Genomic DNA, 25,121 nt, shown 5'->3' with positions numbered 1-25,121 from the left:
TGATTGTATAAGCACGCTACGAATCCGGGCATGTTGCATCGCATACAGGGAAAGTGTGTTGCGGCGTGATTAGATGATTGTTTCACTTTAAGGAAGTACGGGAGACGTAAGTATGTTTGGATTCAGGGCTACAGGGATGTTGTTGGCATGTCTGGCGGGGGCGACAGTTGCCGGCGTGGCTGATGGGTCTGCGATTACGTCGACCGGCATCCTGTTAACGTTTGATGATGATGCGTTTGGTGCGTCATTGCCGGCGGGGACGATCATGGATGACGAGTATCAGCCATGGGGTGTGATTGTTTCGGGGACGAACAACAACAAGGTACATGACATCGCAGCGTTGTTTGACTCGGGTAATCCGACGGGCGGCGATGATGATTTGGAAACGCCGGGGTATCACGATACCAATGGCGTCGCGCTTGGTCACGTGCTTATCGTGGCTGAGAATGATCTGGATGCGAATAACGATGGTGTGTTGGACGATCCAGATGATGAGGGAAATGACCCGACGACTGGGCCGTTTGCGGCTGAGATCGACTTTATGTTTGATCAGGTTTTTGAATCGGGATATTTGGATGTATTGGATATTGAGGGGGCGAACGATACCGCGAGTATCGAGCCAAGTAATGTGACGTTTTTGTTGGACGGGATTGTGGTCGAAGTGATTGAGATTACAGGCTTGGGCGATAACAGTGTTGAACGGATTACGTGGGAGAACGTTCTGTTCGATCAGATCCATGTGAATTTTTACCGCAGTGGTGCGGTGGATAATGTGTTTGTGGGTGATGCGGTGCCTGAGCCTGGGATGTTGGCGTTGATGGCCGTTGGCGGAGCATTTATGGGGTGGCGAGGCAGAAAGATCAGGGCGAAGGTCTGATTCATCTGCTGCAAAATTGATTTTCTTGAGCACCGCTTCGGCGGTGTTTTTTTATTCACGTGTATGGTGTGTCGTAAATGGGGGGCGGATAGGGAGAGGCGGCGCAAATTTAAGTAGGGCGGGCACTTATTCCGATAATTGTTGCGAATACGATGTCAGAAAAGATCAGCCAGGACAATTTGCTGCCGCTGAATCTCGCGCTGTTGCAACGTCATAGCGCTGAGTTGGCGGATCGTGTGCGCGCGGTAGAAGTTGGGGATGAAGTGGTGGTGGGCAAATCGAAGACGGAGGTAGCTACGGGGGCGGTGGTGTATGAGGGACGGGGGTTGGCGCTGTGCTCGAAGTATGATCCTGTGAAGGAGGGAGAGCGGATTGCGGAAGGGGTAGATTATGGCAAAGCAGCGACGGTGGTGTTGATGGGTTTGGGGATGGGGTATCAGGCGAGTGAGATCAGCAAGCGGATGGGGCCGCATGGATTGTTGGTTGTATGGGAGCCAGATGTGCGAGTGTTAAGGGCGGCGCTTGAGCATGTGGATCAGACGGCGTGGCTGAGCCGGAAGTTATTAGTGCTGCTAACGGGTCAGGTGGACCGGGCAGTGGTGCATCAAGGGTTGGAAAAGTATTCAGCGATCATCACGCAGGGGCTGCATTTACAGGAGCATCCAACATATCGCCAAACACATGGTGAGGCAGTTCGGAAGTTTAGCTCGCATATTCAGGATATGGTGGCATATGCACGAACGAACGTGGCAACGCTGCTTGTGAACACGGCGCGGACGTGTCGGAATTTGGCGAGCAACTTGCCGGTGTATTCTTCGGGGGCGTCTATCAACGAGTTAGAGGGGATTGCGAAAGGGTATCCTGCGGTGTGTGTGGCGGCGGGTCCGTCACTGGTGAAGAATGTGCATCTATTAAAGGATCCGGAGATACGCAAGCGGGTGGTGGTAATTGCGGTGCAGACGGCGCTTCGGCCGCTTTTGGATCGCGGAGTGAAACCAGACTTTGTGACGGCGCTTGATTATTCGCAGATCAGTGCGCGGTTTTATGAGAATTTGCCGCCGCTTCCAGATGTGACACTGGTGGCGGAGCCGAAAGCGCATTGCAGTATTTTGGATTCGTTCCCGGGGCCGGTGCGTGTGCTGCGGAACGAGTTTAATGATACGTTGCTTGGCGATATGAAAGAGAACAAAGGATCGCTGCCATCAGGGGGGACGGTGGCGCACTTGTCGTTTTACTTGGCGCAGTATTTGGGGTGTGATCCGATCATGCTTATTGGGCAGGATTTGGGTTTTTCGGATGGATTGTATTATGCGCCGGGGACGGCGGTGCATCGGGTGTGGAGCAGCGAGTTCAATCAGTTTAACAGTGTGGAGATGATGGAGTGGGTGCGTGTGGTGAGGATGCGTGGGCATTTGCAGCCGGCGGAAGATGTACATGGCAAGCAGATTTATAGTGATGAACAGATGCTGACGTACCTGAAGCAGTTTGAGAAGGATTTTGCGCAGGCGGAGCAGTTGGTGATTGATGCGACCGAGGGTGGGTGTAAGAAAGAGCATACGATGGCGATGAGTTTGGCGGAGGCGATTGAGAAATATGCGACGAAGGATGTGCCGACTATACCGATGCCTAAGCGCGAGCTAGATGGGGCGCGGCTGGATCGGGTGCGCGAGATGATCGAGATGCGGCAGGATGATATTGATGAGCTGCGAAAAGTCACCAACAGCACGCTGAATATCTTGCGGCAGATGAAGGAACATCAGCGCAACGCGAAAAAGATGAATAAGCTGTTTGATCAGATGAACGAGAAGAAAGAGCAAGTGTTTGGGGAGCTTGGTGCGACGTTTAAGTTGGTGACGCGATTGAATTCGGTGGGTGCGTTTAAGCGGATGAAGCATGATCGCCAGATTCAGGTGGATGAACTGGACAAGTATGAAAAGCAGCTGCGGCAGCTTGAACGGGATGAAGAAAATCTAGATTGGATTGTGCAGTCGGCAGACGAGGCGCGGAAGATTTTTGCGGCGGCGCACCAGCGGGTTTGCGCTGCGAGTGAGCGAGTGAAAGAAGCAACGTGTGAAACACAAACGGCTGAGGCTGGACAGGTGTGATAGAAGGATGTGAAGTTGATCGCATTTGTGGTGACAGATTTAGAGCGGGGGTGGTTTGGACAGGCAGCGCGTCTTGATGATGAGCTGGGTGGGCGGTCGGTGCTTGCGCTGACGGTGGCGCGGTTGGCGGGTGTGAAAAGCGTGGAGAAAATTGTACTGGTACATCCGGTAGGCCAGGAGCCGATGGGGCTATTGGGGGATTTACATATTGATGTTGATGTGGATTGTTTTGATCACGAGACTAAGGAAGGGCGGGCGCAGCGGTATTTGGTGAGCGCGCGGAAGTGGGCGATGACCAGTTGGCGGGGCGGGCTGGGTTGGGCGTCGAGTTACGATGAGATTCTGCCGGCGGCACCACTGGTGAAAGCAATGGAGTCGGTTGGTGCAGAGAGCGGACTATTTGTGCGGGGGGATTGGCCACTATTTGATGTGGGATATGCAGAGGGGATGATCAAGGCGCATGAGGTTTCGCCTGAGGCGATGCGGTTCTGTTTTACACAGTCGCCGGTGGGATTGTCGGGGTGCGTGCTGACGTACGGGGTATTGTCGCAACTGGCGGAGGGAGGGAGTTCGCTGGGGAATGTGCTGGGTTATAACTCAAGGCAGCCGATGCTTGATCCGATTTCGCGGGATGTGAATTTTGCGATTGCTGCAAATGTGCGTGATTGTAAATACCGGTTTGCGTATGACACGCCGCGGAGTGTGAAGATGCTGCGTGAGATTGCGGATGAGGTTGGCGGGTTTGATGAATTGGTGAAGGCGGATGCGGAGCGGGTGACGGAGATCGCGCGGCAGGTGATGTCTAACCATGCGCTGCATGGGTATGGGATGCTCCCGCAGCAGCTGAATGTGGAATTGACAGCGGAACGCGGGGTGAGCGGAGAGATTGTACCGCAACAACATGTAGATCTAAATCGTGGAGCGATGGATAAACAGACCGCAATGCGACTCATTGACGAAATTGATCGCGATAAAGCGCAGGATGTGTCAGTGATCTTTGGTGGTCTAGGTGACGCAATGCTTTATGAAGACGTGTTTGAGGTGATTGAGGCTGCGGTGAATGCGAAAGGGGTGATGGGGGTGGCGGTGGAAACAGATTTGTTGGGTGAGGATCAGGATGTTTTGTTGCGACTGCTTGAGTCGGGTGTGGACTTGATTTTGGTTCGGATTAATGCGGACACGCCGGAGGTTTATGAACGGGTGATGGGGGTGGATCGGTTTAAGCATGTGATGAAGAACATGGAGTATTTGTTTAATCAGCGGGGGCAGATGATGCAGCGGAAGGGGATTGAGCGTTTGCCGTGGATCGTACCGCGGTTTGCAAAGTGCGTTGAAAACTTGGCGGATATGGAAATGTTTTTTGAGCGATGGATGCAGTATGCGCAGCATGCGGTGATTGATCCGGCGCCGTGTGGTTGCGGGAGGATGAAGGATTTGTCGCCGGTGCCGATGGAGCCGCCGCATCGTGAAGGATGTAAGCAGTTGGGGCTGCGGATGTCGGTGTTGAGTGATGGGCGAGTGGCACGCTGTGATCAGGATTGGTTAGGGGACGGGGCGATGGGACAAGTTGGTGAGGAGGGTTTGCTTGAGATTTGGAAGAAGCAGGGCGAGGTGAAGGCTGCGCATGAGGAGGAGAAGTTTACGGCATTGACGTTGTGTGGTGATTGTACGGAATGGTTTCGGCCGTAACATGATCTAATTAATGAATAGATGGAGAGATGATGGCGAAGGTCTTGGGTATTATTTTGGCGCGGGCAGGGAGTGTGGGGCTGCCGCAGAAGAATGAGCTTGATCTTTGCGGGAAGCCGATGTTGCGGTGGACGATAGATCATGCGCTGGGGGCGGGGTGTTTGGATGAGGTGGTGCTATCGACGGACGGGGAAAGACTTGCGGCGATTGGTGAGGATGCTGGGGTGAAGGTGATGATGCGGCCGAGTGAGTTGGCGACGGGGACTGCGACGGTGGATGCGGCGGCGCGGGATGTGGTGGAGAAGATGGAAGCGGATGGCGAGCGGTTTGATGCGGTGGTGATCTTATATGGGAATGTGCCGGTGCGGCCGGTGGATTTGACGGATCGCGCGGTGAAGAAACTTTGGGAGAGTGGCGGGGATTCGGTGCAGTCGGTGTCGCCGGTGGAGAAGATGCATCCGTATTGGATGAAGACGGTGGGCGATGAGGATGAGTTATTGATGTATGAGGACAATCATGTGTATCGAAGGCAGGATTTACCGCCGGTGTATATTTTGGATGGGGGGATGATTGCGGTGACGCGCGCGAGTTTGTTTGATGTGGTGGAAGGAGAGCCGCATGCGTTTTTGGGGAAGGATCGGCGGGCGGTGGTGACGGGTGTGGGGGAGGTGGTGGATGTAGATTCGATGATTGATATGAAGGTGGCAGAAGCGGTGTTGGCTGCACATGGGAATGGGGGATAGGCGATGACGGGACGGAAGAAGCATGTTTGTTTTGTGACGGGGACGCGGGCGGAGTTTGGTTTGTTGCGTCCGATGATTGAGGCGGCGAAGCAGGAAAAAGATTTGAAAACAAGTGTGATTGTGGCGGGGTTGCATTTGACGACTGGGACATGGCGGGATGTGAAGGCGGCTGGCATTAAGATTGATGCGAAAGTGCGTATGCAAAAGAAGAGTGAGGTGGGTAGATGGGCGGATGTTGAGGCAGTATCGCGGGGGGTAAAAGGTTTTGGTGAAGCGTTTGCAGAAATGAAGGTAGATGTGGTGGCGGTATTGGGGGATCGGGTTGAAGCATTTGCGGCAGCGAGTGCGGCGAGTATTGGCGGGAGATATGTGGTGCATGTACATGGGGGAGATCGTGCGGAAGGAGTGGCGGATGAAGCGATGCGGCATGCAATTACGAAATTAGCACATCTGCATTTTGCAGCTAGCAAGCAAAGTATGCAGCGGTTGATTAGATTGGGTGAGAGGAAGGATGATGTGTATCTCGTTGGTTCGCCGGCGATTGATGGGTTGGGTTTTGTAAGTGCAAATAGTTGTGATGAAGATGGGGTGGACTTGATCGTGTTGCAACATCCAGTGGGTGAAACGAACACAATTGAGAAGCGATGGATGATGGAGACGCTTGTTGCAGCCAGAATAATGGCGGAGAAGTATGATTGGAAAGTACTAGTGCTTTGGCCGAATGGTGATGTGGGGGCGAAGGGGATTGGGGATGCGATTGATGGTTTTGAAAAATCATTAAAGAAGGTAGTACGGGAGCGATTCAGGTTTGTGGATCACGTACCACGGAGAGAGTTTGTTACGTTGTTAGCATGGGCGAAAGTGATTCTAGGGAATTCGTCAGCGGGATTGATTGAAGCAGCCGCGCTGAAGACGGCGGCGGTAAATGTGGGGCCACGGCAGAACGGGCGGGAGAAACCGCGGAGTGTAGTGGATTGTGATTATGGGAAGGAAAACGTGATGGCGGGGGTTGAACGGGCAGTGAAGATGAATTTATTGCGGATGAAGCATCCATATGGTGATGGGACAGCGGGGAAGCGGATGGCGAAGATCTTGGCGGAGATTGATCTGGGAGACGTCTCATTACGTAAATGCAACACGTTTTAAGCTGTTTTATAGGGTTGCTTGGGGGAAAACAAAAAAATTAAGCGAAGTGGGAACACAGCCAGATTCGAAGCGTCTATGGATGTATCGGGTCGGGTTGATTCATTGCAAAAAACAGGTTTATGAAAGGAACCGTCATGAAAAAGTACATGACTGTGTGGGCGATTGTTGCGTCGGGATTAATCGGAACGGGATGGATAACGGGTAAGGTTGAGGCAAAGAAAGTGGTTGAACGTGAGGAAACGTCGTGCGAAGCATGTGAAAACGACGTGTCGTGTATGTTGGAGGCGCATCCAGAAATGGTATGCGGTGTGGGTTTGGCGAATGAGCCGACAATACAGATTGCGTTGTTGCTGGATACGTCGAGTTCGATGAATGGGCTGATTAATCAGGCGAAAAGCCAGTTGTGGTCGATTGTGAATCAGTGTGCGTTAGCGCAAAAGGATGGTGTACGGCCGCGGTTAGAGGTGGCGCTTTTTGAGTATGGGAATTCGGGATTGCCGGCAACTGAGGGATACATCCGGCAGGTGGTGCCGTTCACGAGTAATTTGGATCAGTTTAGTGCGGCACTGTTTGCGCTGTCGACCAATGGGGGGGATGAGTATTGTGGTCAGGTGATGAACGAAGCGCTGAGCCGATTGGCATGGCATGGTGGAAATCGTACGTATCGTGCTATTTATATTGCGGGGAATGAGCCGTTTACGCAGGGGAGCGTGCCGTATCAGGAAGTATGTCAACGGGCGAAGGGGCGTAATGTGATTGTGAATACCATTCATTGTGGGCCGTATGATACGGGGGTGAGTGGAATGTGGCAGCACGGTGCGGCGTTGGCGGGTGGGAAGTACATGAACATTAATCAGGATCGGCAAGTGGTGCATATTGCGACGCCGTATGATGATGTGATCTTGCAGAAGAACAAGGCGCTGAATGATACGTATGTGTGGTTTGGGGCAGGAGCGCCGGAAGCGAAAATGATGCAGGAACGCGAAGATTCAAACGCGGCAGGGATGGGGAAGAGTGTGGCGGTGCAGCGGGCACAAACGAAATCATCTGCGATGTATAGTCAATCGGGTCATGACCTAGTAGACACAATGGAAGAAGATAAAGATGCACTTAAGAAGGTGAAAGTAGCGGACTTGCCAGAGGAAATGCAGGGGATGAAAGATGAGGAGCGGTCAGAGTTTATTATAGAGAAGGCGAAAGAACGTGCGGAAATTCAGGCGGAGATCAGCGAATTGAATGTGAAGCGTAATGCATATATTGCGGAGAAGCGTAAAGCGGAGGTGAACGAGAACACGAACACGCTTGGTGATGCGATTTTGAAGGCAGTGCAGGAACAGTTAGTGGGTGTTGGTTTTGAGATTAAAAAGGAACAGGCTGCTTCAGAAGAAAACGAGGTTATCGTAGAATAAATGGTTTATACGGCTGGTATGAATGACATGTTGTGATGAAGGTTGAAGCCCGGCGATATAAGCCGGGTTTTTTAATTTAAGTGGGAATGATAGAAGCCTTTTGTGAGGGAGTGAATATCAGTACAATTGCCGGGCTGTGGTTTACTTTGTATTGAATATCTTGGCGACGGTGATTTTCTTTCAGGCGTTGCGTTTTGGACAAGTAAAGGGCTTGTCTGCGATGGCGGTATCTGCTGTGAATTATGCCGTGGGTGCGGTGCTGTCGATTGGTTTATTGATCGGTGCGGCAGCGCTTGGGTATGAGCAGCATATTACCTGGGTTGCGTTTATGGGTGGGGTGGTGATGGGGGTACTGTTTTACCTTTACCTGTTGGTGTTGTTCCGTGCGTATGACTTTTTTGGCGTAGGTATTACGACGGCTTTGATACAGATGGGGGTCACACTTGCGGCGATCTTTGCGTGGGCGGTTTACGGCGAGACGATTGACGGGGTGCAGTGGGCGGGTTTGGCGATGATTCCGGTGGCGTTGTTGTTGATGCGGCCGCGTGATGTTGAGGATGATTGTGTTGAAGAGGCTGCTGATGGTGGCGGTGGTGTGGCGATAGGTGTTGCTGTCACGCGTAAAAAGAAAGCGGGGTGGCTGGCAGTAACAGTAGTGCTGCTGCTGACAGCGCTTGTACAGACATTATTTGCGATCATTCATGATGCAGTGCCACGGTTTGATACGGATTATGAGCATGGTTTTTTGGCCTATACGAGCACTATTTTTGTGTTTGCGGGGGTGCTCAATGTGGGGCATGTGTTGTTGTTTGAACGGAAACGATATGGGATAGGGACATATAGTGTGGGCGCGTTTGCAGGGGTGGCGAACTTGGGGGTCTGTGTGTGCTTTTTGTTTGCGATTGATGCAATCGGGTCGACGATTTTTTTGCCGACAAATTCGGTGGCGATTATTGCGGTAAATATTATGATTGCGCGGATGTACTGGCGAGAGCCGATTTCAAGAAGGCAGTATGTGGGGCTTGCTTGTTCGTTATTGGTGATTGTGTTGATGCTCGTGAGTGGGGTGCTGGGTGAAGGGGAGGGCGATGAGATTGTAAGGTTGATTGAAGGCGCGAGTATGAGGTTCTTTGCGGTGTGATGTGTAGCTGTTGATGGGCATCACCCTTTCAGATTGGTCTCCCAAATGACGAGGGATCGGTTATCATGTTGCCATCGGATTCATGGATGATTCCTGTGCGAGTAACCTGCATTCGGCAAGACGGGTGACATGATTTATCAGCTTTATTTGATCTTTCGAGAATGGATTAACAGCCATGCGGTGCTTGGGCCACTGAATGTGATTCAGTGGGTTGAGTTTCGAGCGATCATGTCGATCGTGCTTTCATTTGCGATTGTGGTGCTGTTTGGGAAGCGGACGATTTTGTGGCTGGTGAAGCAGAAGGTGGGTGATAATCCGGAGTTCTATCACAAAGATTTAAATCAATTGATGAAGCAGAAAGCGAACACGCCGACGATGGGCGGGGTGTTGATCGTGGGGGCAATTTTTGCAACGACGTTGTTGTTAGCGGATTTGACCTCTTTTTATATTCGGATGGCGCTGATTGCGACGGTGGCATTTTGTGCGATTGGCTTTGCCGATGATTGGTTGAAGCTGACGTCGGCGAGGCGAAAGCCGGGCTCACGGGAGGGGTTATACTCGCATGAGAAGTTTTTGTTGCAGATTGGTTTGGCAATGATATTGGGTTTATTTATCCATCATTGGGGTGCGAACAAGCTGATGCCGGACCCTGAGGATACGCGATTGATGTCACATGCATTGAACCTGCCGTTCTTTAAGACGTGGGTGAAAGAGGCAGGTGATTTCGTGGTGAGCCCAAACATGATTACGCTGTCAACGGTTGTGTTTGTGGTGGCAGCGGTGTTGACGATTACGTTTTTCTCGAACGCGGTGAACCTGACGGATGGGATGGATGGGTTGGCGTCGGGAACGATGGTGATTGTGGCAGCTTCGTTTATGATCTTGGCGATCATTGCGGGGTACAGCCATCAGGGGTTTGTGTTATCTAAATATTTATTAGTGCCATACATTCCAGAGTCGGATGAGTTGGCGGTGGTGGCAGGAGCCATGGCAGGGGCGTGCTTAGGTTTTATGTGGTTTAACTGCCACCCGGCTCAGGTGTTCATGGGGGATACAGGATCGCTAACATTGGGTGGGTTGATCGCGTTCATCGCAGTGGTGATTCGGCAAGAGTTTTTACTATTTTTGATTGGTGGGATCTTTGTGTTTGAAGCCGTGTCGGTGATGATTCAAGTGGGTGTGTTTAAGTTGACTAAAGGTCGACGACGGGTGTTTAAGTGCGCGCCGGTGCATCATCATTTTCACTTGTTGGGGTGGACGGAGCAGCAAGTGGTGGTGCGGTTCTGGTTGTTGACGGGGATGTTTGTGGCGATTGCACTGGCGACGATTAAACTTCGCTAACTCAAGTTCTATTAAAACCATCGCGGCTTATTTTGGGGTTCAGGCATACCGATCAGCCAGGGTATCGAACAAGTACGTCCTTCAGGGGACTTATTGATAACGTATAAATTTACAGTTATCTCTCTATTCAAATTTCAAAAAACCTAGCCGTCTTCCCTGCTTTCTAATAGACTACGTTTTGTACACATTCCATTAGTTTGTTTCTTTTCCATAGCAACATCATACTCATGACAGGTAAGATCAGATGACCAAAGACTTTGTGTTTCTGCTGGTTTTGATGGCGACGGCTATTTTTCGGAGCGATCCGATTATTGCTGAAGATACTTCTCCCATTACCGTTGTCTCACCCGATGGCCGTATTGCTCTCATTGTTTCTGTCATCCCCAGCCAACCAGTTACCTACAGTATCGTCTTCAACAACACCCAACTGATCACCCCATCATCACTCGGTTTCGACACCGATAATGATCAACTGAAAATGCTTACACCAATAGCCAGTACTACGATCACCGCCCATGATGAATCCTACAAACCGACATGGGGCAAGCGCAGTTTCATTGAAAACAAATTCAACCAGCTCACTCTCTCAACCGTCAGCAGCACCAACCCAAATAACAAAGTCGACATCATCTTCCGTGCCTACAACAACGGCATCACCTTCCGTTACATCATTCAATCCCTTGAAAACGCAAACACCATTACCCTCAATAATGACAATACCGAATTCAACTTCACTCAAGATTACAACGTTTATTTCACTGCAGGTGAGCATGCCCCCAAAGGTCCATACTTACTGTCATCATTAGAAAAACGCACGCGCCCAATCACACGCACCGACAAACGTGGCAAAACGCGCACACGCACTAACCCACTCCACTCACCAGCGCTTATCGACGTTTCTCCACATGCATTCATTTCCATCCACGAAGCAGATTTGATCAACTTTGCGCCGCTTAACTACCGAGCCAATTCCAATAACCCAAACAGTATGCTCGCAAAGATTCAAGCATCCACCGTCAACATCCCCTTCACTTCACCTTGGCGCGTCATCACTATCACCTCCAATCTCAATCAGCAACTCGAATCCACCCTCATCGAGCAGCTTAATCCGCCTTGCGCTATCAATGACACTTCATGGATAAAGACGGGCATTGCCAACACTGAAAATCGAAATTGGGGCGCCATTATCCCACCCAATTCTCAGTTTCCCGAAGGCTACCGTTATGGTAAAACCATGGATTCCTATAAGCGATTAATTGATCATCTCTCACGTAACGGGCAGCCATTCTTCATGATCGACTCCGGTTGGTATGGTAACCAACGCGATATTGAATCAGATCCACTTACACCCAAGCAAGAAAATGACCACGAAACCGCAGCAAAATTCTACCGCTCTACTGCCGAACTGATGAAAAAGTATCGTGGACAAATCGATATGCCCGCACTCATTCAATATGCCAAAGATCGCAACGTCGACATCATCATCTACATCAACGACCTCATCCGCCGCCAACGCGGTATCGATGGTCTTCGTAAAGTCTTTGAAACCTACAAACAATGGGGCGCAGCCGGCATCAAATACGGTTTCATGAGCGAATCCCCACAACAATCTAAAGTCAACGTCACACGAAAAATCGTACAAATGTGCGCCGACTTACAACTCTACATCAATTTTCATGACGGCCCTATTCATCCTACCGGCGAACAACGCACCTATCCAAACTTCCTCACACGCGAATACTGCCACGCACAAGGTGACGCTTCCCGTTGCTATAAACCCAATGAATTCCTTCGTACTGTTTTCGTCAATATGCTCGCAGGTCCACTCGATATGCAAAACGGTTTTTTCGATCTCTCATCTGATCTCGTCGGAGAACGTTTTCAAGTCCGTCAACCTGTCTATTCAACCGCTGTATCGGAAGCAGCCCGATGCATGATCGTCGACTCGGGCATGATCATTCTCGCCGACCACGACATCGCCTATGATAAAAAGGCCGATCTTTTCCAATTTATCAATCACCTCACGGGTAAATGGGATCAAACTAAAATCCTCCAAGCCCAATACGGCAAACTTATCACCACCGCACGCAAAACAAACAATACATGGCTCGTCGCTTCGGTCTCAGACGAACAAGGTTCAACCAACACAATCTATCTGGATTTCCTTGATAAAAACAAAACCTACACCGCAACACTTTTCGAAGATGCAAAAGATGCGCATTACATTAACAATCCCGAAGCCTATACCGTTCGCACAATAACCGTCAAAGCAAACGATTCGTTCACCTTCACTGCTGCACCCGGCGGCGGCTTTGCTGCGATTTTTAAGCCCAATAAATAGCCCAATACCATTGGACAATGGGTTTTAGAGAACACAGGGCTGTTTTTGTTGGTGAGAGCATTGTATGGAAGTAGAGTGTGTTAAAATGTACGCTGGTACATTATCATTTTCATTTGTTCGATTGGATAAAGCCGCAGGTGGATGGTGCGGTTCTGGTTATGGACGGTGATATTTGTGTTGATTGTGCTAGCGACGATTAAATTGCGATAGGTTTGTGTGGGTACAACATGGCAAACGTGGCAGACATCGCTTTTCTGCTGCGCAGAAGCTGAGTGTACTTGCATGAAAGGATCGCGATCTGCGATGATGCACATATGGTGAAGTTTGCAGCCAAATTTTTTTGTTTGATATGTCTGATGGTCGTTAATATTGCCGGGACTCAATATGTGTTTGCGGCCGATGAACCGGAAACCAAATTAAAGCTAGGGCGAGTGAAGACGATACAAGCGTTAGAGGCTGCGGACTTTCGCATTTATGGTTATATGCCGGGGTATGTGGTGAAGGACTGGGGGAAAGTGGATCCGCGGTACTTGAGTGATGTGGTTTACTTTGCGGGGAATGTGAAGAAGGACGGCACGCTGGTTTACAGCGAGAAGGAAATTCAGAAGCTTCCAATGATTGTGAAGAGTGGACGGCGATATAAGTTCAAGGTGCACTTTGCGATTGGTGGTTGGGCGCAGAGTGATCGGTATGTGCCGGTAATGAGTTCGGATAGGTTGCAGCAGAAATTGATCGTTGAGATCGTGAAGTTTGTGAAGCGGTATCGGATTGATGGCTTTAACTTGGATTGGGAGTATCCGAAGCCGGGGAAGGAGACGGACGACTATTCGAAGTTTATTAGTCGGTTGAACAAGGTATTGAAGAAGGGGAAGAAGGATGTGACGACCGCGGTGATGCCGACGCATGAGATGTTGTCGGAGCGCGGTTTTGAGCAAGATGCGGTGATGGTAATGTGCTATGATTTTCAGCCAGTGAATAGTCCTGTCGACAAGGTACAGAAAGCGATGGAATACTGGGAGGGGCTTATGGAGAAGCACGGGGTGGACGAGCCGCGGCGGAAGTTGGTAATGGGTTTGCCGTTCTATGGCCGGTCATTGGAAAAATGGAGCAAGGCGAAGGGATATGGGATTATTTTGAAGGAGATGAAGCCGAATGAAGAGGTGAATGAGATCGGCAGGTATGCGTTTGATAATATCAGTAAGATTCGAGAGAAAGTAGAGTGGGCAGTGGATCAGGATTATCAGGGTGTGTTCATTTGGCAGTTAGCGCAAGATGCAGTCGGGAAGAAGTCGCTATTATTACATGCGTATCAGCAGGTGATGTTATCGAAGGGTGTGCCGGATTTGAATCTTGATGGTAGGCTGAGTAAGAGCGATTTGATTCGGATGAAGAAATACTGGGGGAAAGAAACAGATGTAGAGAAGGATCGGATGCGTGCGTGGTCGAAGGGGGATTTAAATTTGGATGGTGCGGTGGATGCGAAAGATTTGGTGGAGATGGAGAAAGGTTGGCCGGCGGGCGTGAAAGCGGTGACGGTGTTGGGTAAAGCGGATTGAATGAGCATGAGAAAAGCTGTTTAACCCTTATGGCCGAGGATGTCGCCGAGTTTTTTAGCGAGGGGTGGGGCGGCCATTTGATCCATCATGACTTCGATGTAGGCGGCATGACCATTGGTATTTATTTTTTTAAGGACACCATTAAGTTCACCGTTGGTACGGACAGTGGCACATAACCAATCTTCACAACCCATTGCTTCGGGGAGCTTGGCGTAGGACCATGGAGCGACATCGTTGTATGCGTAGTCGGGTTCTTTGCAGAGAAGTCGTTCAATTGTGTAGCCGTCGTTATTGAGAACGAAAATAACAGGTTTGACGTTGTATTTTGCGAACTGTCCGATTTCGGTGGCGGTCATTTGGTGTGCACCTTCACCGGTGATGAGGACGAGGCGACGGTCGCGATTTGCCATCGCGGCGCCGAAGGCGGCGGGTGTCGCCCAGCCAATGGCGCCCCATAAAGTTTGATTGCAAAAGACCGCGCCGCGCGGAAGCTTGGCAAAACCCATGCCCATGGAAACGGTGCCGGTTTCGCAGATAAGCAAATCATCCTCACGCAGGAATTGTTCCCATCTGGGGTACAAGTATTCAGGTGTGAGTAAATCGTCGGTTTGACCGATGGGATCACCAAGGCCTTGGGCGCGGAGTTTGATCTCAGGTTTCTTGCCTGCAACACGGTCAGCTAATGCTTGTAACAAGTCTTTCATGTAGACATGTTCGTAGACCGCGTAACCAACTTGGGTGTGATCGAGGTAAATGTCGATTGTGCGGTGGCCGTCGAGGTTGGACGTGAAGGCGCCTGTATTGAAGTCTCCCCAGAGTGCGCCAACATTGATGACGAGATCAGCATTTTCGACATACTCGCGGACTTGTTGGTTCATGAGTTGCCCATCGTACATGCCGACGTATTGCGGATGCGTTTCATCGAGCACGGATTTGTCGTGAAACATGGTGGCGAAGGCGAAACCGGTTTTTTCGATGAGGCGTTGAAGGATATCGACGAGTCCGACGCGGTAAGCCATGATGCCAGGCAAGAAAACCCCTTTATTGATAGCTTGAATATGTTCAAGGATATCATCGATTGCAGCGGAAAGCCGATCGGGATCACTTTGCATGTCGATGGTGCCGTTGCCGGGTGAGCCGACGATTTTCATGGTGGCGCAGTCTTTGGGGATGGCGATATAGATAGGGCGACGGTGTTTGACGGCGGCTTCCATGACGCGGGCCATTTCGCTGATGCAGTTTTCGGGTGTGAGGATGGTGCGCGCGCAGACAACAGGTTTGGTCATGTGGTAGTAGAAATCGAATTCACCGTTACCGAGTGAGTGATGGATGACGCGTTTGCCAGCTTGTGTTTTCATGCCGGGCATGCCGACGAGATGTACGATTGGAAGATATTCGGAATAGGCACCGGCGATACCATTGATGGCAGAAAGTTCGCCTACGCCATAGGTTGTACAAAGTGCGCTGATGCCTTTGATTCGTGCGTAGCCATCGGCAGCGTAAGCGGCGTTGAGTTCATTGGTGCAGCCAACCCATTCGAGTTCACGATCTTCGATGATGGCATCTGAAACTGGAAACGAAAAATCGCCAGGCACGCCAAACACATCTTGAATGCCAACTTTTTTAAGCCACCACATTACGTGTTCGATGACGGTTTGAGCCATGGTCATTCTCCGTGTTTACATGAGCGATGATGGGCATAGTGATCGAGGTCCGAGATAAGTGCGATTATGCAGCTATATCGTGTATGAGCCCATTATGGATTATCGCCTATTACGTGGGGATGGCCGGATAAACAACTTCCCCAAGAGGCAAATGTTGCTGTTCTTTTCATTGTGTTGGTGGGCAATAGTCGTGCTTGCGTTGCGGAAAGATGTGTGGGCTGTCTTAAGATTCGCAAACTCGATGTGAAGATGCTGCGTATGGGAAGTTGGATGACGAATAAGTTTTTATTGATTGAGGTGGTTAATGGGCAATATTTTTATTAGTCAAGTTACAGATACAGAGAAAGTCACGGGTGGCTGGTGGCGGTGGCCACTTGTGCCAGTAGCGACCATTGGCGGTGCAAGTGTGGCGCTGCTGGTTCTGGAGGTGGTGGTGCTTTATGGGTGCCGATGGCTAGGTGTCGTGGGTGAGACGGGGTTTGGATACGTTCATGCGACAACGCTCATGCAGTATGCATTTTTTGGTTTTTGCTGGGCGGGGATTGCATGTCTGGTTGCGCCTAAAGGAAAGGCAATAGCGGGTATGGTGATGACGGGCGTTTTAGGGGTTTTGTACCTCTTTGCGGGGTTCTGGGTTACGATTGATCCAGATGTTGCGGTATCGTTGAAGCTGTTCTTTGGGTTGAGTGTGCTGGTGACTTTGGGTGCGGCGATGATCGCGGTGAATTTAAAGATGTTTCGGAAGCGGTGATGTTCAACGCGGGGTTTTTAACGACGCAGATTATGGTACATTTACAACATGCTTTTGCGTGTTCCTATCGCTATAGTCACGGCATGGATCATCTACATGATTGCGATGGCCATGACGGTGTATGACGGCTTTGCATCATTGATCTTGCAACCAATCGTGGGCGCGATCTTTTCTGTGATTGTGACGGTCTTTGTTTTGATTGTGGCATCGCCGCTTTTGCTTCCCAAAATCTGGCCACTATGGCGGCGGATATGGTTGATCCCATTACTCCTTGTGCCGGTCAGTTGGTTGCTGATGATTTTGTCGTGGTATCCGTATCGCATTACGGTTTACGATGATGTCTTGATGACGGATGTTCAAAGTTTCCAGCCGGAATTGGTGATTACAGGCTATCTTCTATTGCTTTTTGCCATTCTGTATCAGCCAAAGATCGCCATTTCAAAATCCAAACGTTGGTGGTGATGCTGTGATCATAAAAAACCGCAGATCGTTTGACCTGCGGTTTTGTTTGTTTTGTGTTGCCTAAGCGCTTGTTAGACGGATGCGGCCATCTTCTCAGCCTTGGCTTTTGCTTCGTCGAGGTTGCCGACGTACATGAACGCCGATTCGGGCAGGTCGTCCACTTCGCCTGCACAAAGACGTTTGAACGAGTCGATGGTTTCTGCGAGTGAGGTGTAGTTGCCTGGGAAGCCGGTGAACTGCTCAGCGACGAAGAACGGCTGCGACAAGAAGCGTTCAATCTTACGAGCACGCGACACGACCAGCTTGTCTTCTTCAGAAAGCTCATCCACACCGAGAATCGCGATGATGTCCTGAAGCGATTTGTATCGCTGAAGGATCGTTTGCACCTGGCGGGTTACTTCGTAATGTTCTTCGCCGAGGATACTCGGGTCGAGAATACGAGAAGTCGAAGCCAACGGGTCGACCGCAGGATAAATACCTTTTTCTGCAATACCACGGCTCAGCACCACGAACGCATCAAGGTGAGAGAAGGTTGTTGCAGGAGCAGGGTCGGTGTAGTCGTCGGCAGGGACGTAAACCGCTTGGATCGAGGTGATCGCACCTTTGTCTGTTGAAGTAATACGCTCTTGAAGCTCACCCATTTCAGTCGCGAGTGTAGGTTGATAACCCACCGCGGAAGGCATGCGGCCGAGAAGCGCGGAGACTTCTGAGCCCGCCTGCGTGAAACGGAAGACGTTGTCGACGAAGAGGAGTGTTTCTTTACCAGCATCACGGAATGCTTCACACATGGTGAGGCCGGAAAGTGCGACGCGGAGACGTGCTCCGGGAGGCTCATTCATCTGGCCGAAGACCATGGCGACTTTATCAAGCACGCGAGCGGTATTGCCTTCAGCGTCGGTGTACTCGGCTTCCGCCATTTCACGCCAAAGGTCGTTCCCTTCACGGGTACGCTCGCCAACACCAGCGAAGACGGAGTAGCCGCCGAATTCACGGGCCACACGGGCGATCATTTCCTGAATGATGACGGTCTTGCCGACACCCGCACCGCCGAACAGGCCGATCTTACCACCGCGGACAAACGGGCAGAGCAGGTCGATGACCTTGATACCTGTTTCGAGGATCTCAGTTTTAGCCGAAAGCGTGGTGAAGGCAGGTGGCGTGCGGTGGATGGGTCGTTTTTGGTCTGCTTCAATGGGGCCTTTTTTATCGACAGGCGTGCCGAGGAGGTTGAAAACACGACCCAGCACTTCCTCGCCGACAGGCACGGAAACCGGAGCACCGGTATCGACGACTGCCATGCCGCGGGAGACGCCGTCGGTCGAACCGAGGGAGACCGCACGGATGCGTCCGCCGCCGAGGTGCTGCTGCACTTCACCGACGAGATGTTGTTTTTCGCCTTCAACTTCGAAGTCGACGGTGACGGCGTTGTAAATTTCCGGCATTTGGTCTTCCGGAAACTGTGCATCGAACGTCGAACCGATCACTTGCGAAATAACGCCCTGTGTTCCAGCTGTTGACATTTCTCTTATTCCTTGCAAATCAACGAATTAGATCAAAAAAAGCTTTCTCGCATCCCCATGCTGAGCCGTTAAGCGTAACTATATATCTTCGATTTGCCAAATTCGGCGGCTCAACCAAAATATTTCGTGATTCCTTGCGATGAGTGTAGGGGATGATCTCGAGTGTGGGGGTATGTTTGGGCGGGTTGATTATGATCGGTGAGGTGCCCCATTACTCGGTGAGATTGCCTTGATATACTGGCGTGTAATGAGCCTTATGTTAGCCCGCAGGAGCCGGTTGTGACCGAAGAGAACCATCATTCGCAAGAAAACAATGCTGCTGCTGTCCCGCCGCCGCGATTTATGATCCAATCCACCCAAGCGGCCGCTGCCGAGCTAGAAACTGTGGTTACGGAAGATCAACCTGAAGAGTCAAGTGCTGTGGCAGCGAGCGAGCAAGATGTTTCTGTTAAGCCAACATCATCTTCGACAAGTATTTCCACAGAGAACATACAGTTAGAGGTTGAGTCATCTTCGACAACAACGTGGCATATTCCCACGGTGAGTGAACCACAAGAAGAAGTGTCACAAGCAGAGCAGGTAAAGATACCGGTTGAGGTGGAGTTGCTAGAGGAGATCAATCCGCAAGAGATCGATGTGATTCCGTTACCATCTAATCATGAAGTAGACGAGGTTGCTCCAGAAGCTCTGTTGGAGGTTGTTTCAGAAGACACACCAATAGATGAAAAGATTGTGTCGGAGGAGCCACGTGTTGCGTTAGCTGAGCCTACGGTAGAAGAAATCATTGAAGATGTAACCGCGACAGAGCCAGTCGAGCCACCGATGCCAAGTGCTGAGATTGAAGTGCCGAAGGTAGAGCATTTACCCGCTCCACGTATCATTGCGCTGATGAATCAGAAGGGTGGGGTGGGTAAGACAACCACGGCTGTAAATCTTGGAGCGGCGCTTGGGCGGCAGGGCTACCGTGTGTTGCTGCTCGATCTTGATCCGCAGGCGCACCTGACGCTTTATCTTGGCATTGATCCGGAATCGCTTGAAGCTTCAATGTATGACTTGTTGGCGGATGATGACATGAGCGCCGAGGATATTCGGCAGGTCGTGCCGAACTATCATCACTTGCATGTGCTGCCGGCAGAAGTCAATCTCGCTGGGGTTGAATCTGAACTTGCAGATAAAGTGGTGACCGGTGCCGCTCAGTCTGTCCTGCGTACTAAGGTGAGTACGATTGCGGATCAGTACGATTTTATTCTGCTAGATTGTCCGCCATCGCTTGGTTTGTTGACGATAAACGCGCTGACGTTAGCGCGAGAAGTGATTGTGCCGATGCAGGCGCATTTCCTCGCGCTGCAGGGACTCGGGAAGCTGTTGGAAACGATTGCGATGTTGCGGCAAGGGTTTAATCCGAATTTGCTGGTGGCGGGTATTGTACTTTGTATGCATGAAAAGCAAACTATTCTGGCAGGCGAAGTGATTGGTGACCTTGAAGCGTTTCTTGAGCAAGGTAAAGAAACGAATGAGCCGTGGTCGCAGGCGACGATCTTCTCGCCGCCGATCCGTCGAAACATAAAGCTAGCCGAATCGCCATCGTTTGGTCAGTCGATTTTTGACTATGATGCATCCTGTAATGGAGCACAGGACTATTTACAGCTTGCCAAAGCGGTTGCAAGTCACACATTGGATTACAGCAAAGTCTAACTGAAGATTAGAAGTTAGTAGATAAATAAAAACCACCGTGTGATGCACAGTGGTTTTTTCTTTACTTACTTGTTGCGAGTGCGACATTATTTATCAGCTTTGTTTATAGCCTGTTTTGCTTTGATCTCTAACCATTTTTCCGCAAGTCGTTCCCCCATGGTAAGGTAGGCCGTTGTTTTATAGTGTGCTTTATCCTTGAGTAGTGCGAGGTCATCAACTGTGATCATACCCGCGTTGGATATTGTTTTGGCGACTGCTTCTTGGCCAGCAGCAACATCTGCAGTCCATTTGCATCCAATCTCTGGATGGATTTTGTTGTAGATGATTGGTAAGTCGGTACCGTAATCTCTGCGGATATAGTGGAATAGTTTTGTTAAATTCGCTTCATAGACTTTTGCCCGTTCTTCCACAAACGCATCGCTCCATCCTTGCACCCATACAAACCCCGCTACTTCGGTTTCGTATCCCATTTGATTTAGTGCGCCTATTGCTTGATTAGACTCTCGGAGTAACCACGGATAGAGATGCGTGCCTTTTGTTTCCGCTTCGGTGAGCTCGGGGCACCAGTCTTCGTGCAGATCAGACCCGCCTTCGCTGAGTTTGATGATCGCAATGCGTGTGTTTTTACCCGTTAATTTTTCGTGGATCGTGCGGCCAAACGTAATTTCCGGCCCAAATGTCTCTCGATTCCATTTGTCCTGATATGTTGTGAGTGTTTGCCATCCGTCGCCTTGTACTTCGAATTGTGGCAATCCCGGCATCAGATGCCACCAATAGCCAATCCCCTCGTTTTCACGCACACGCTTCTTTGTCGGCTCATCAAGATCGGCCATTACCCCGCGACCGTCCATGTTTGACTGGCCAGCCAGCAAAAACACCAACACCTTGCCTTTGCCGTCGAGTTTGATTGTACTTGGTGATTCTTGCGCGTGGGTCTGAGGCACGCTTAGAAAGCTTAGTAACAACATTACTGTCAGCACGCGAAATCTGAACATAGCCATGTCCTTTATTGTGAGAACAATTTGATTCGCCCACTGAGATGTCTTGGTTATAGCCAGTTTACCGCGCATCGGTAACCGAGGCCACGGTCATGATGCGCCGAGTGCGATGATTGTCTACTTTTGTCGTTGGAACATGTGTTGTTTGCCGTGTTGCTTGGCGAGTGCGATCTGTTTGGCGCGTTCACGGAAGCGCGTTTTTTGTTCATCACTCGTTTGGTTGTAACACTTAGCACAGCTCACGCCCGCTTCGTAATGTTTGTGCTCTAATTCTTCCTGCGGGATTGGCAAGCCACATGCGTGACACATATCATAGTCGCCGACTTTTAGGCCGTGTTTCACACTTACGCGCCCATCAAAGACATAGCAATCGCCTTCCCATGTGCTCTGTGATTCATCAATCTTTTCGAGATATTTGAGGATGCCGCCTTTGAGGTGGTAAACATCTTCGAAGCCTTGCTCAAGCATATAGGCGGTAGCTTTTTCGCAGCGGATGCCGCCTGTGCAGAACATTGCAACCTTCTTGTGCTTTTGTGGATCAAGGTTGCTCTTTACCCACTGTGGAAACTCGCGGAAGCTCTCAGTTTCAGGATCGATTGCTCCTTGGAAGGTGCCAATTTCATATTCATAATCATTGCGTGTATCAACCAGTACGACATCTTCTTGTTCGATGAGCGCGTTCCAATCTTCTGGCTCAACATATTGTCCGACGCACTTGGTCGGACTTACGCCCTCGACGCCGAGTGTGACAATTTCTTTTTTGAGCCGTACCTTCATCCGCTCGAACGGCTGTTCATTGTCATTGCTTTCTTTCCAATCCAGTTCTGCCAGCCGCACATCACTTTTCAAGTATCGGATCAGTGCATCAATCCCTGCGCGGCTCCCGGCCACGGTTCCATTGATCCCTTCCTCGGCCAGTAGCAGTGTGCCTTTGATCTCATTTGCACGGCATACTTGTAGGATTGGTTCGCGCATTGCGGCATAATCTTCCAGCTTCGCAAACAAGTACATTGCTGCAATGACGTATCGCTCACTCATTTCAGTTTAATCTCCTATCCCACCCCAATCTCTTACGCCCACTTCCATCAATTACGGCAACACAGTCCGTTGGCGTGGCGACCTAGACATTCTATGCCTTATCAAATGCTTCATCATCTTGATGTAATTGGACTCCATCCATCAACCGCTCAATCTTGGTCGCTGTCTGCTTGCTCTCAGCCGTTAAATCCTTGTTTTTCCTTTGCTTCCCAGTTTTTTTCTTGGTGCCGGTCTTATCTGAGGAGGCAGATGAAGCTGCAGAATCTGTCTCGGGTTTCGGCAGTGCGTCGTAGGTGTGGATGACCAATTTCTTGAGAACCCCAAGCGATCGGCGATTCTCGATCATTGCATCCAGCCAACCCTTCTGGCCGGACTGACCAAAAGTTGAATATCTGATCCATCCGTATTTTTTTACCGCGGCATCCCCCTCCACCTGCGGCATCTTGAAAAAAGTAGTCAGCTTTTCGACCTGCTTACCTTTCTCTTCAACCGTTACGATATTGACGAACACAAACATCTTCGGCTTCTTGCGCCCAAGCTTTTTGTCCGGCACTTTGTACAGCTTCCCCCCCCATTGCACAGTACTAAACACATGCTCAAACCCAAGCAAGTATTCATCCAGCTCGGCTGCGAGTTCACCAACATTCGCCTTTGCCACAGATTCGTTCTCCTACGGTGCGACCGTCTCAGCTTCTCGCTTCTTTTCCGATTCAGATAACTTTTGTTGCGATTGTACGGCTTTCCATGCGGCCTTTTGAAGCAAGTTGATTTCTTTCTTGGAAAGTGTACGTTCGCCGTTGTACAAATCCTTTTCGGTTAGCTTCAAGCCCGGACGGTTTTTTAGGTGTGCTTTTGTATAGCGCTCGGTGGTTTTCCATGGTGAAACCTTTCGGAGCTTCAACCCGACAGGGCTTTCGCCAGTAAGGGTTGCGTAGAACACACAGGCGTTGAGATATACCCCCCATGAACTTGGGTGAGACCGGTCAAAGCGGTAAAGCTCGATGCCGTGCTTATCGGCTGTTTCGTAGACCAATTTCCAAGCCTGGCCTGCCGGGGCAACTTTGCCGCCATTGGTGTCGGCCAACTCTTGGTACACGTCAAAAATGGTTTGTGCCTGTTCAGGGTGATGTCTTTTGGCCCAAGTGCAGTAGTAGATTGGCTCGGCGCCGACTGCTTGCGCTGCGTCGGCAAGGATCTTGCCGTACTCGCGCATCTCGTCTTGTTGACTAACGGGTCCCCATGACTTGTTTTGAAGCACTACATAATCCCATGCGCCGCTGTTGCCATCTTCATCTTTCCATCCTTCAGCGATCTTTTTCATCGCCTTGCCATCTTCAACATGATATTTGTAGCCCTTGCCGCCCATGAAGCTTTTGCCAAATTCCATGCGGTACTTGGTTTTGCCTTCAGTCATGAGTGTCTGCACAACGTTCGGCAATGGCCCGGCAAATGAATAGCTGTTACCGACCCAAAGAACATGAATGGTTTCCGTTTGTGGGTCATGCTTTGTATCTCGGTCTTGTTTTGGCGCTGCAAGAAGATCCGCCGAACCAAGAATGATGATCATAAGTAAAGTTAAAAGCGCAAAGCGTTGGCGCTGTTGTTGCATAAGAAAGCTCCAATGGGTATGTGTACTTTGACGGTCAAACAAATACGCCCCCGGTCTTCCCGCACAGCACCGCTAACATCATACCTTGCTGTGGCATCAATCCAAAGCTAATTGTTAGTTTTTGGCTGAAAGCAGTCGTGCCACTTCCTGATCGTGGATCTGCTCAAAGTTGTCATACCATTGGCTGACCGAACCGAAGTCCGCTGGTACCTGTGGGCACACAATGATGTCTGCCACTTTCTCAAGCATCCGAACGGTATCTGCGGCACCAACCGCCGCAGATGCGATCACTTCACGTCCACCAAGTTGTCGAACGGCAAGAATTGCGGCTTTCATTGTGGCACCAGTTGCCAGACCATCATCTACTAGAAGAACCTGCTTGTCTTTTAGTGTTGTCAGTGGGCGGTTGCCCATATACATGTGCTGCCTGCGCAGCAGTTCTTGCTGCTCTCGTGTGATGATCTCATCCATTACCTCGACATTCACGCCGAGTTGACGAACAAGGATTTCATTGAACACACGTACGTTTCCTGATGCGATTGCACCAATGGCAAGCTCCGGCTGCATCGGCATACCGATCTTACGCACTAGCATTACATCGAGTTTGCTGCCAAGCTTTTTTGAAACTTCATGTGCGAGCACCACCCCACCGCGTGGTATGCCCAGTACCACTGTTTCAGTATTGCATCCACATGCGGTTAATGCTTCGGTCAAGACGCGCCCGGCTTCTGCACGATCTCGATATATCTTCATCATCGTTGCTCCGCGTGCATAGTCACTTGATTATTCAATCCGAGTTGATTTGGTAAATCAACAAAAACAGTAGATTTCTGCGGGCATAAAATAAGTAAAACTGCTGCGTAACCTTTGATGAGTGAGTTTGTTTGCGTTTAGCTACGCATATATATGTGTAGATCAGATTGAGGTTGTTATGCCATTATTGATCTAGTTGGCAAGTGGCTAGTATTCCCTGCATTGTTCGTACCATCGACATTTTACTTCCATCACGCCACAAGGTTTACCGCATTGTTTCCGG

General features: G+C 50.3%; 20 protein-coding genes and 1 pseudogene. 14 read left to right on the top strand and 7 right to left on the bottom strand.

Going from position 1 to position 25,121, the window contains the following annotated elements:
- Window positions 1-112: 112 nt before the first annotated feature.
- The 11 genes and pseudogenes from ACQ6WK_RS15430 to ACQ6WK_RS15380 all read left to right on the top strand — a co-directional run bounded on the left by ACQ6WK_RS15430 (window position 113) and on the right by ACQ6WK_RS15380 (window position 14,348).
- Entirely contained in the window at window positions 113-877 is a 765-nt protein-coding gene (locus tag ACQ6WK_RS15430; RefSeq protein WP_432798282.1) for a PEP-CTERM sorting domain-containing protein, read from the top strand.
- Window positions 878-1,029: 152 nt separating this feature from the next.
- Window positions 1,030-2,982, top strand: a complete 1,953-nt coding sequence (locus ACQ6WK_RS15425) for a motility associated factor glycosyltransferase family protein (protein ID WP_432798281.1) — start codon at window positions 1,030-1,032, stop codon at window positions 2,980-2,982.
- Between the two features lie 9 nt (window positions 2,983-2,991).
- A complete protein-coding gene (locus ACQ6WK_RS15420; RefSeq protein WP_432798280.1) occupies window positions 2,992-4,671 on the top strand; it encodes a radical SAM/SPASM domain-containing protein in 1,680 nt (559 codons plus the stop codon).
- A gap of 32 nt (window positions 4,672-4,703) precedes the next feature.
- Complete coding sequence (locus tag ACQ6WK_RS15415) at window positions 4,704-5,414, top strand: cytidylyltransferase domain-containing protein (protein ID WP_432798279.1); 711 nt, start codon at window positions 4,704-4,706, stop codon at window positions 5,412-5,414.
- A 3-nt stretch (window positions 5,415-5,417) separates the two neighbouring features.
- On the top strand, window positions 5,418-6,560 hold the full coding sequence (gene neuC / locus ACQ6WK_RS15410; RefSeq protein ID WP_432798278.1) for a UDP-N-acetylglucosamine 2-epimerase: 1,143 nt from the start codon (window positions 5,418-5,420) through the stop codon (window positions 6,558-6,560).
- A gap of 134 nt (window positions 6,561-6,694) precedes the next feature.
- Window positions 6,695-7,969 carry a vWA domain-containing protein gene (locus tag ACQ6WK_RS15405; protein ID WP_432798277.1) on the top strand — a complete coding sequence of 425 codons (1,275 nt, stop codon included), beginning with the start codon at window positions 6,695-6,697 and terminating at the stop codon, window positions 7,967-7,969.
- A gap of 136 nt (window positions 7,970-8,105) precedes the next feature.
- Complete coding sequence (locus ACQ6WK_RS15400) at window positions 8,106-9,110, top strand: hypothetical protein (protein WP_432798276.1); 1,005 nt, start codon at window positions 8,106-8,108, stop codon at window positions 9,108-9,110.
- Window positions 9,111-9,239: 129 nt separating this feature from the next.
- The gene (gene mraY, locus ACQ6WK_RS15395) at window positions 9,240-10,451 is read left to right on the top strand and encodes a phospho-N-acetylmuramoyl-pentapeptide-transferase (protein WP_432798275.1); all 1,212 of its coding nucleotides are present in this window, start codon (window positions 9,240-9,242) and stop codon (window positions 10,449-10,451) included.
- Between the two features lie 244 nt (window positions 10,452-10,695).
- A complete protein-coding gene (locus ACQ6WK_RS15390) occupies window positions 10,696-12,792 on the top strand; it encodes a glycoside hydrolase family 97 N-terminal domain-containing protein (RefSeq protein WP_432798274.1) in 2,097 nt (698 codons plus the stop codon).
- Window positions 12,793-12,890: 98 nt separating this feature from the next.
- Window positions 12,891-13,002, top strand: a pseudogene (locus tag ACQ6WK_RS15385) (phospho-N-acetylmuramoyl-pentapeptide-transferase); the annotation flags it as partial.
- 146 nt (window positions 13,003-13,148) lie between these two features.
- A complete protein-coding gene (locus ACQ6WK_RS15380) occupies window positions 13,149-14,348 on the top strand; it encodes a glycosyl hydrolase family 18 protein (protein ID WP_432798273.1) in 1,200 nt (399 codons plus the stop codon).
- Between the two features lie 20 nt (window positions 14,349-14,368).
- Here ACQ6WK_RS15380 and ACQ6WK_RS15375 read toward each other — a convergent pair whose 3' ends face one another.
- On the bottom strand, window positions 14,369-16,012 hold the full coding sequence (locus ACQ6WK_RS15375) for an alpha-keto acid decarboxylase family protein (RefSeq protein ID WP_432798272.1): 1,644 nt from the start codon (window positions 16,010-16,012) through the stop codon (window positions 14,369-14,371).
- Window positions 16,013-16,316: 304 nt separating this feature from the next.
- Here ACQ6WK_RS15375 and ACQ6WK_RS15370 point away from each other — a divergent pair, with 304 nt between their 5' ends.
- Together ACQ6WK_RS15370 and ACQ6WK_RS15365 are read left to right on the top strand one after the other, a co-directional pair.
- Window positions 16,317-16,763, top strand: a complete 447-nt coding sequence (locus tag ACQ6WK_RS15370) for a hypothetical protein (protein ID WP_432798271.1) — start codon at window positions 16,317-16,319, stop codon at window positions 16,761-16,763.
- A 96-nt stretch (window positions 16,764-16,859) separates the two neighbouring features.
- Window positions 16,860-17,225, top strand: coding sequence for a hypothetical protein (locus ACQ6WK_RS15365; protein ID WP_432798270.1), 366 nt, complete (start codon window positions 16,860-16,862; stop codon window positions 17,223-17,225).
- Window positions 17,226-17,296: 71 nt separating this feature from the next.
- Here the strand turns inward: ACQ6WK_RS15365 and atpD are convergent, their stop codons facing one another.
- Complete coding sequence (gene atpD / locus ACQ6WK_RS15360; protein WP_432798269.1) at window positions 17,297-18,745, bottom strand: F0F1 ATP synthase subunit beta; 1,449 nt, start codon at window positions 18,743-18,745, stop codon at window positions 17,297-17,299.
- Between the two features lie 279 nt (window positions 18,746-19,024).
- Here atpD and ACQ6WK_RS15355 point away from each other — a divergent pair, with 279 nt between their 5' ends.
- Window positions 19,025-20,440: an AAA family ATPase gene (locus tag ACQ6WK_RS15355; RefSeq protein ID WP_432798268.1), complete on the top strand. Its 1,416-nt coding sequence runs from the start codon at window positions 19,025-19,027 to the stop codon at window positions 20,438-20,440.
- 86 nt (window positions 20,441-20,526) lie between these two features.
- On the opposite strand, the gene ACQ6WK_RS15350 is transcribed toward ACQ6WK_RS15355, so the two are convergent.
- The 5 genes from ACQ6WK_RS15350 to ACQ6WK_RS15330 form a co-directional block, all read right to left on the bottom strand.
- Window positions 20,527-21,435, bottom strand: a complete 909-nt coding sequence (locus ACQ6WK_RS15350) for a sialate O-acetylesterase (protein ID WP_432798267.1) — start codon at window positions 21,433-21,435, stop codon at window positions 20,527-20,529.
- Window positions 21,436-21,555: 120 nt separating this feature from the next.
- A complete protein-coding gene (locus ACQ6WK_RS15345; protein WP_432798266.1) occupies window positions 21,556-22,476 on the bottom strand; it encodes a rhodanese-related sulfurtransferase in 921 nt (306 codons plus the stop codon).
- Between the two features lie 91 nt (window positions 22,477-22,567).
- Window positions 22,568-23,134, bottom strand: a complete 567-nt coding sequence (locus tag ACQ6WK_RS15340) for a hypothetical protein (RefSeq protein WP_432798265.1) — start codon at window positions 23,132-23,134, stop codon at window positions 22,568-22,570.
- Between the two features lie 12 nt (window positions 23,135-23,146).
- Window positions 23,147-24,085: a hypothetical protein gene (locus ACQ6WK_RS15335; protein ID WP_432798264.1), complete on the bottom strand. Its 939-nt coding sequence runs from the start codon at window positions 24,083-24,085 to the stop codon at window positions 23,147-23,149.
- Window positions 24,086-24,199: 114 nt separating this feature from the next.
- Window positions 24,200-24,838 (bottom strand): phosphoribosyltransferase, encoded by a 639-nt coding sequence (locus ACQ6WK_RS15330; RefSeq protein WP_432798263.1) that lies wholly within the window; start codon window positions 24,836-24,838, stop codon window positions 24,200-24,202.
- Window positions 24,839-25,121 lie beyond the last annotated feature (283 nt).

The sequence above is a fragment of the Poriferisphaera sp. WC338 genome (genome assembly GCF_050931845.1).
In the GTDB taxonomy this organism is placed as follows: domain Bacteria; phylum Planctomycetota; class Phycisphaerae; order Phycisphaerales; family Phycisphaeraceae; genus Poriferisphaera.
The sequence above is the reverse complement of the archived record's forward strand: the minus strand, read 5'-3'. Positions and strand labels throughout refer to the sequence as shown.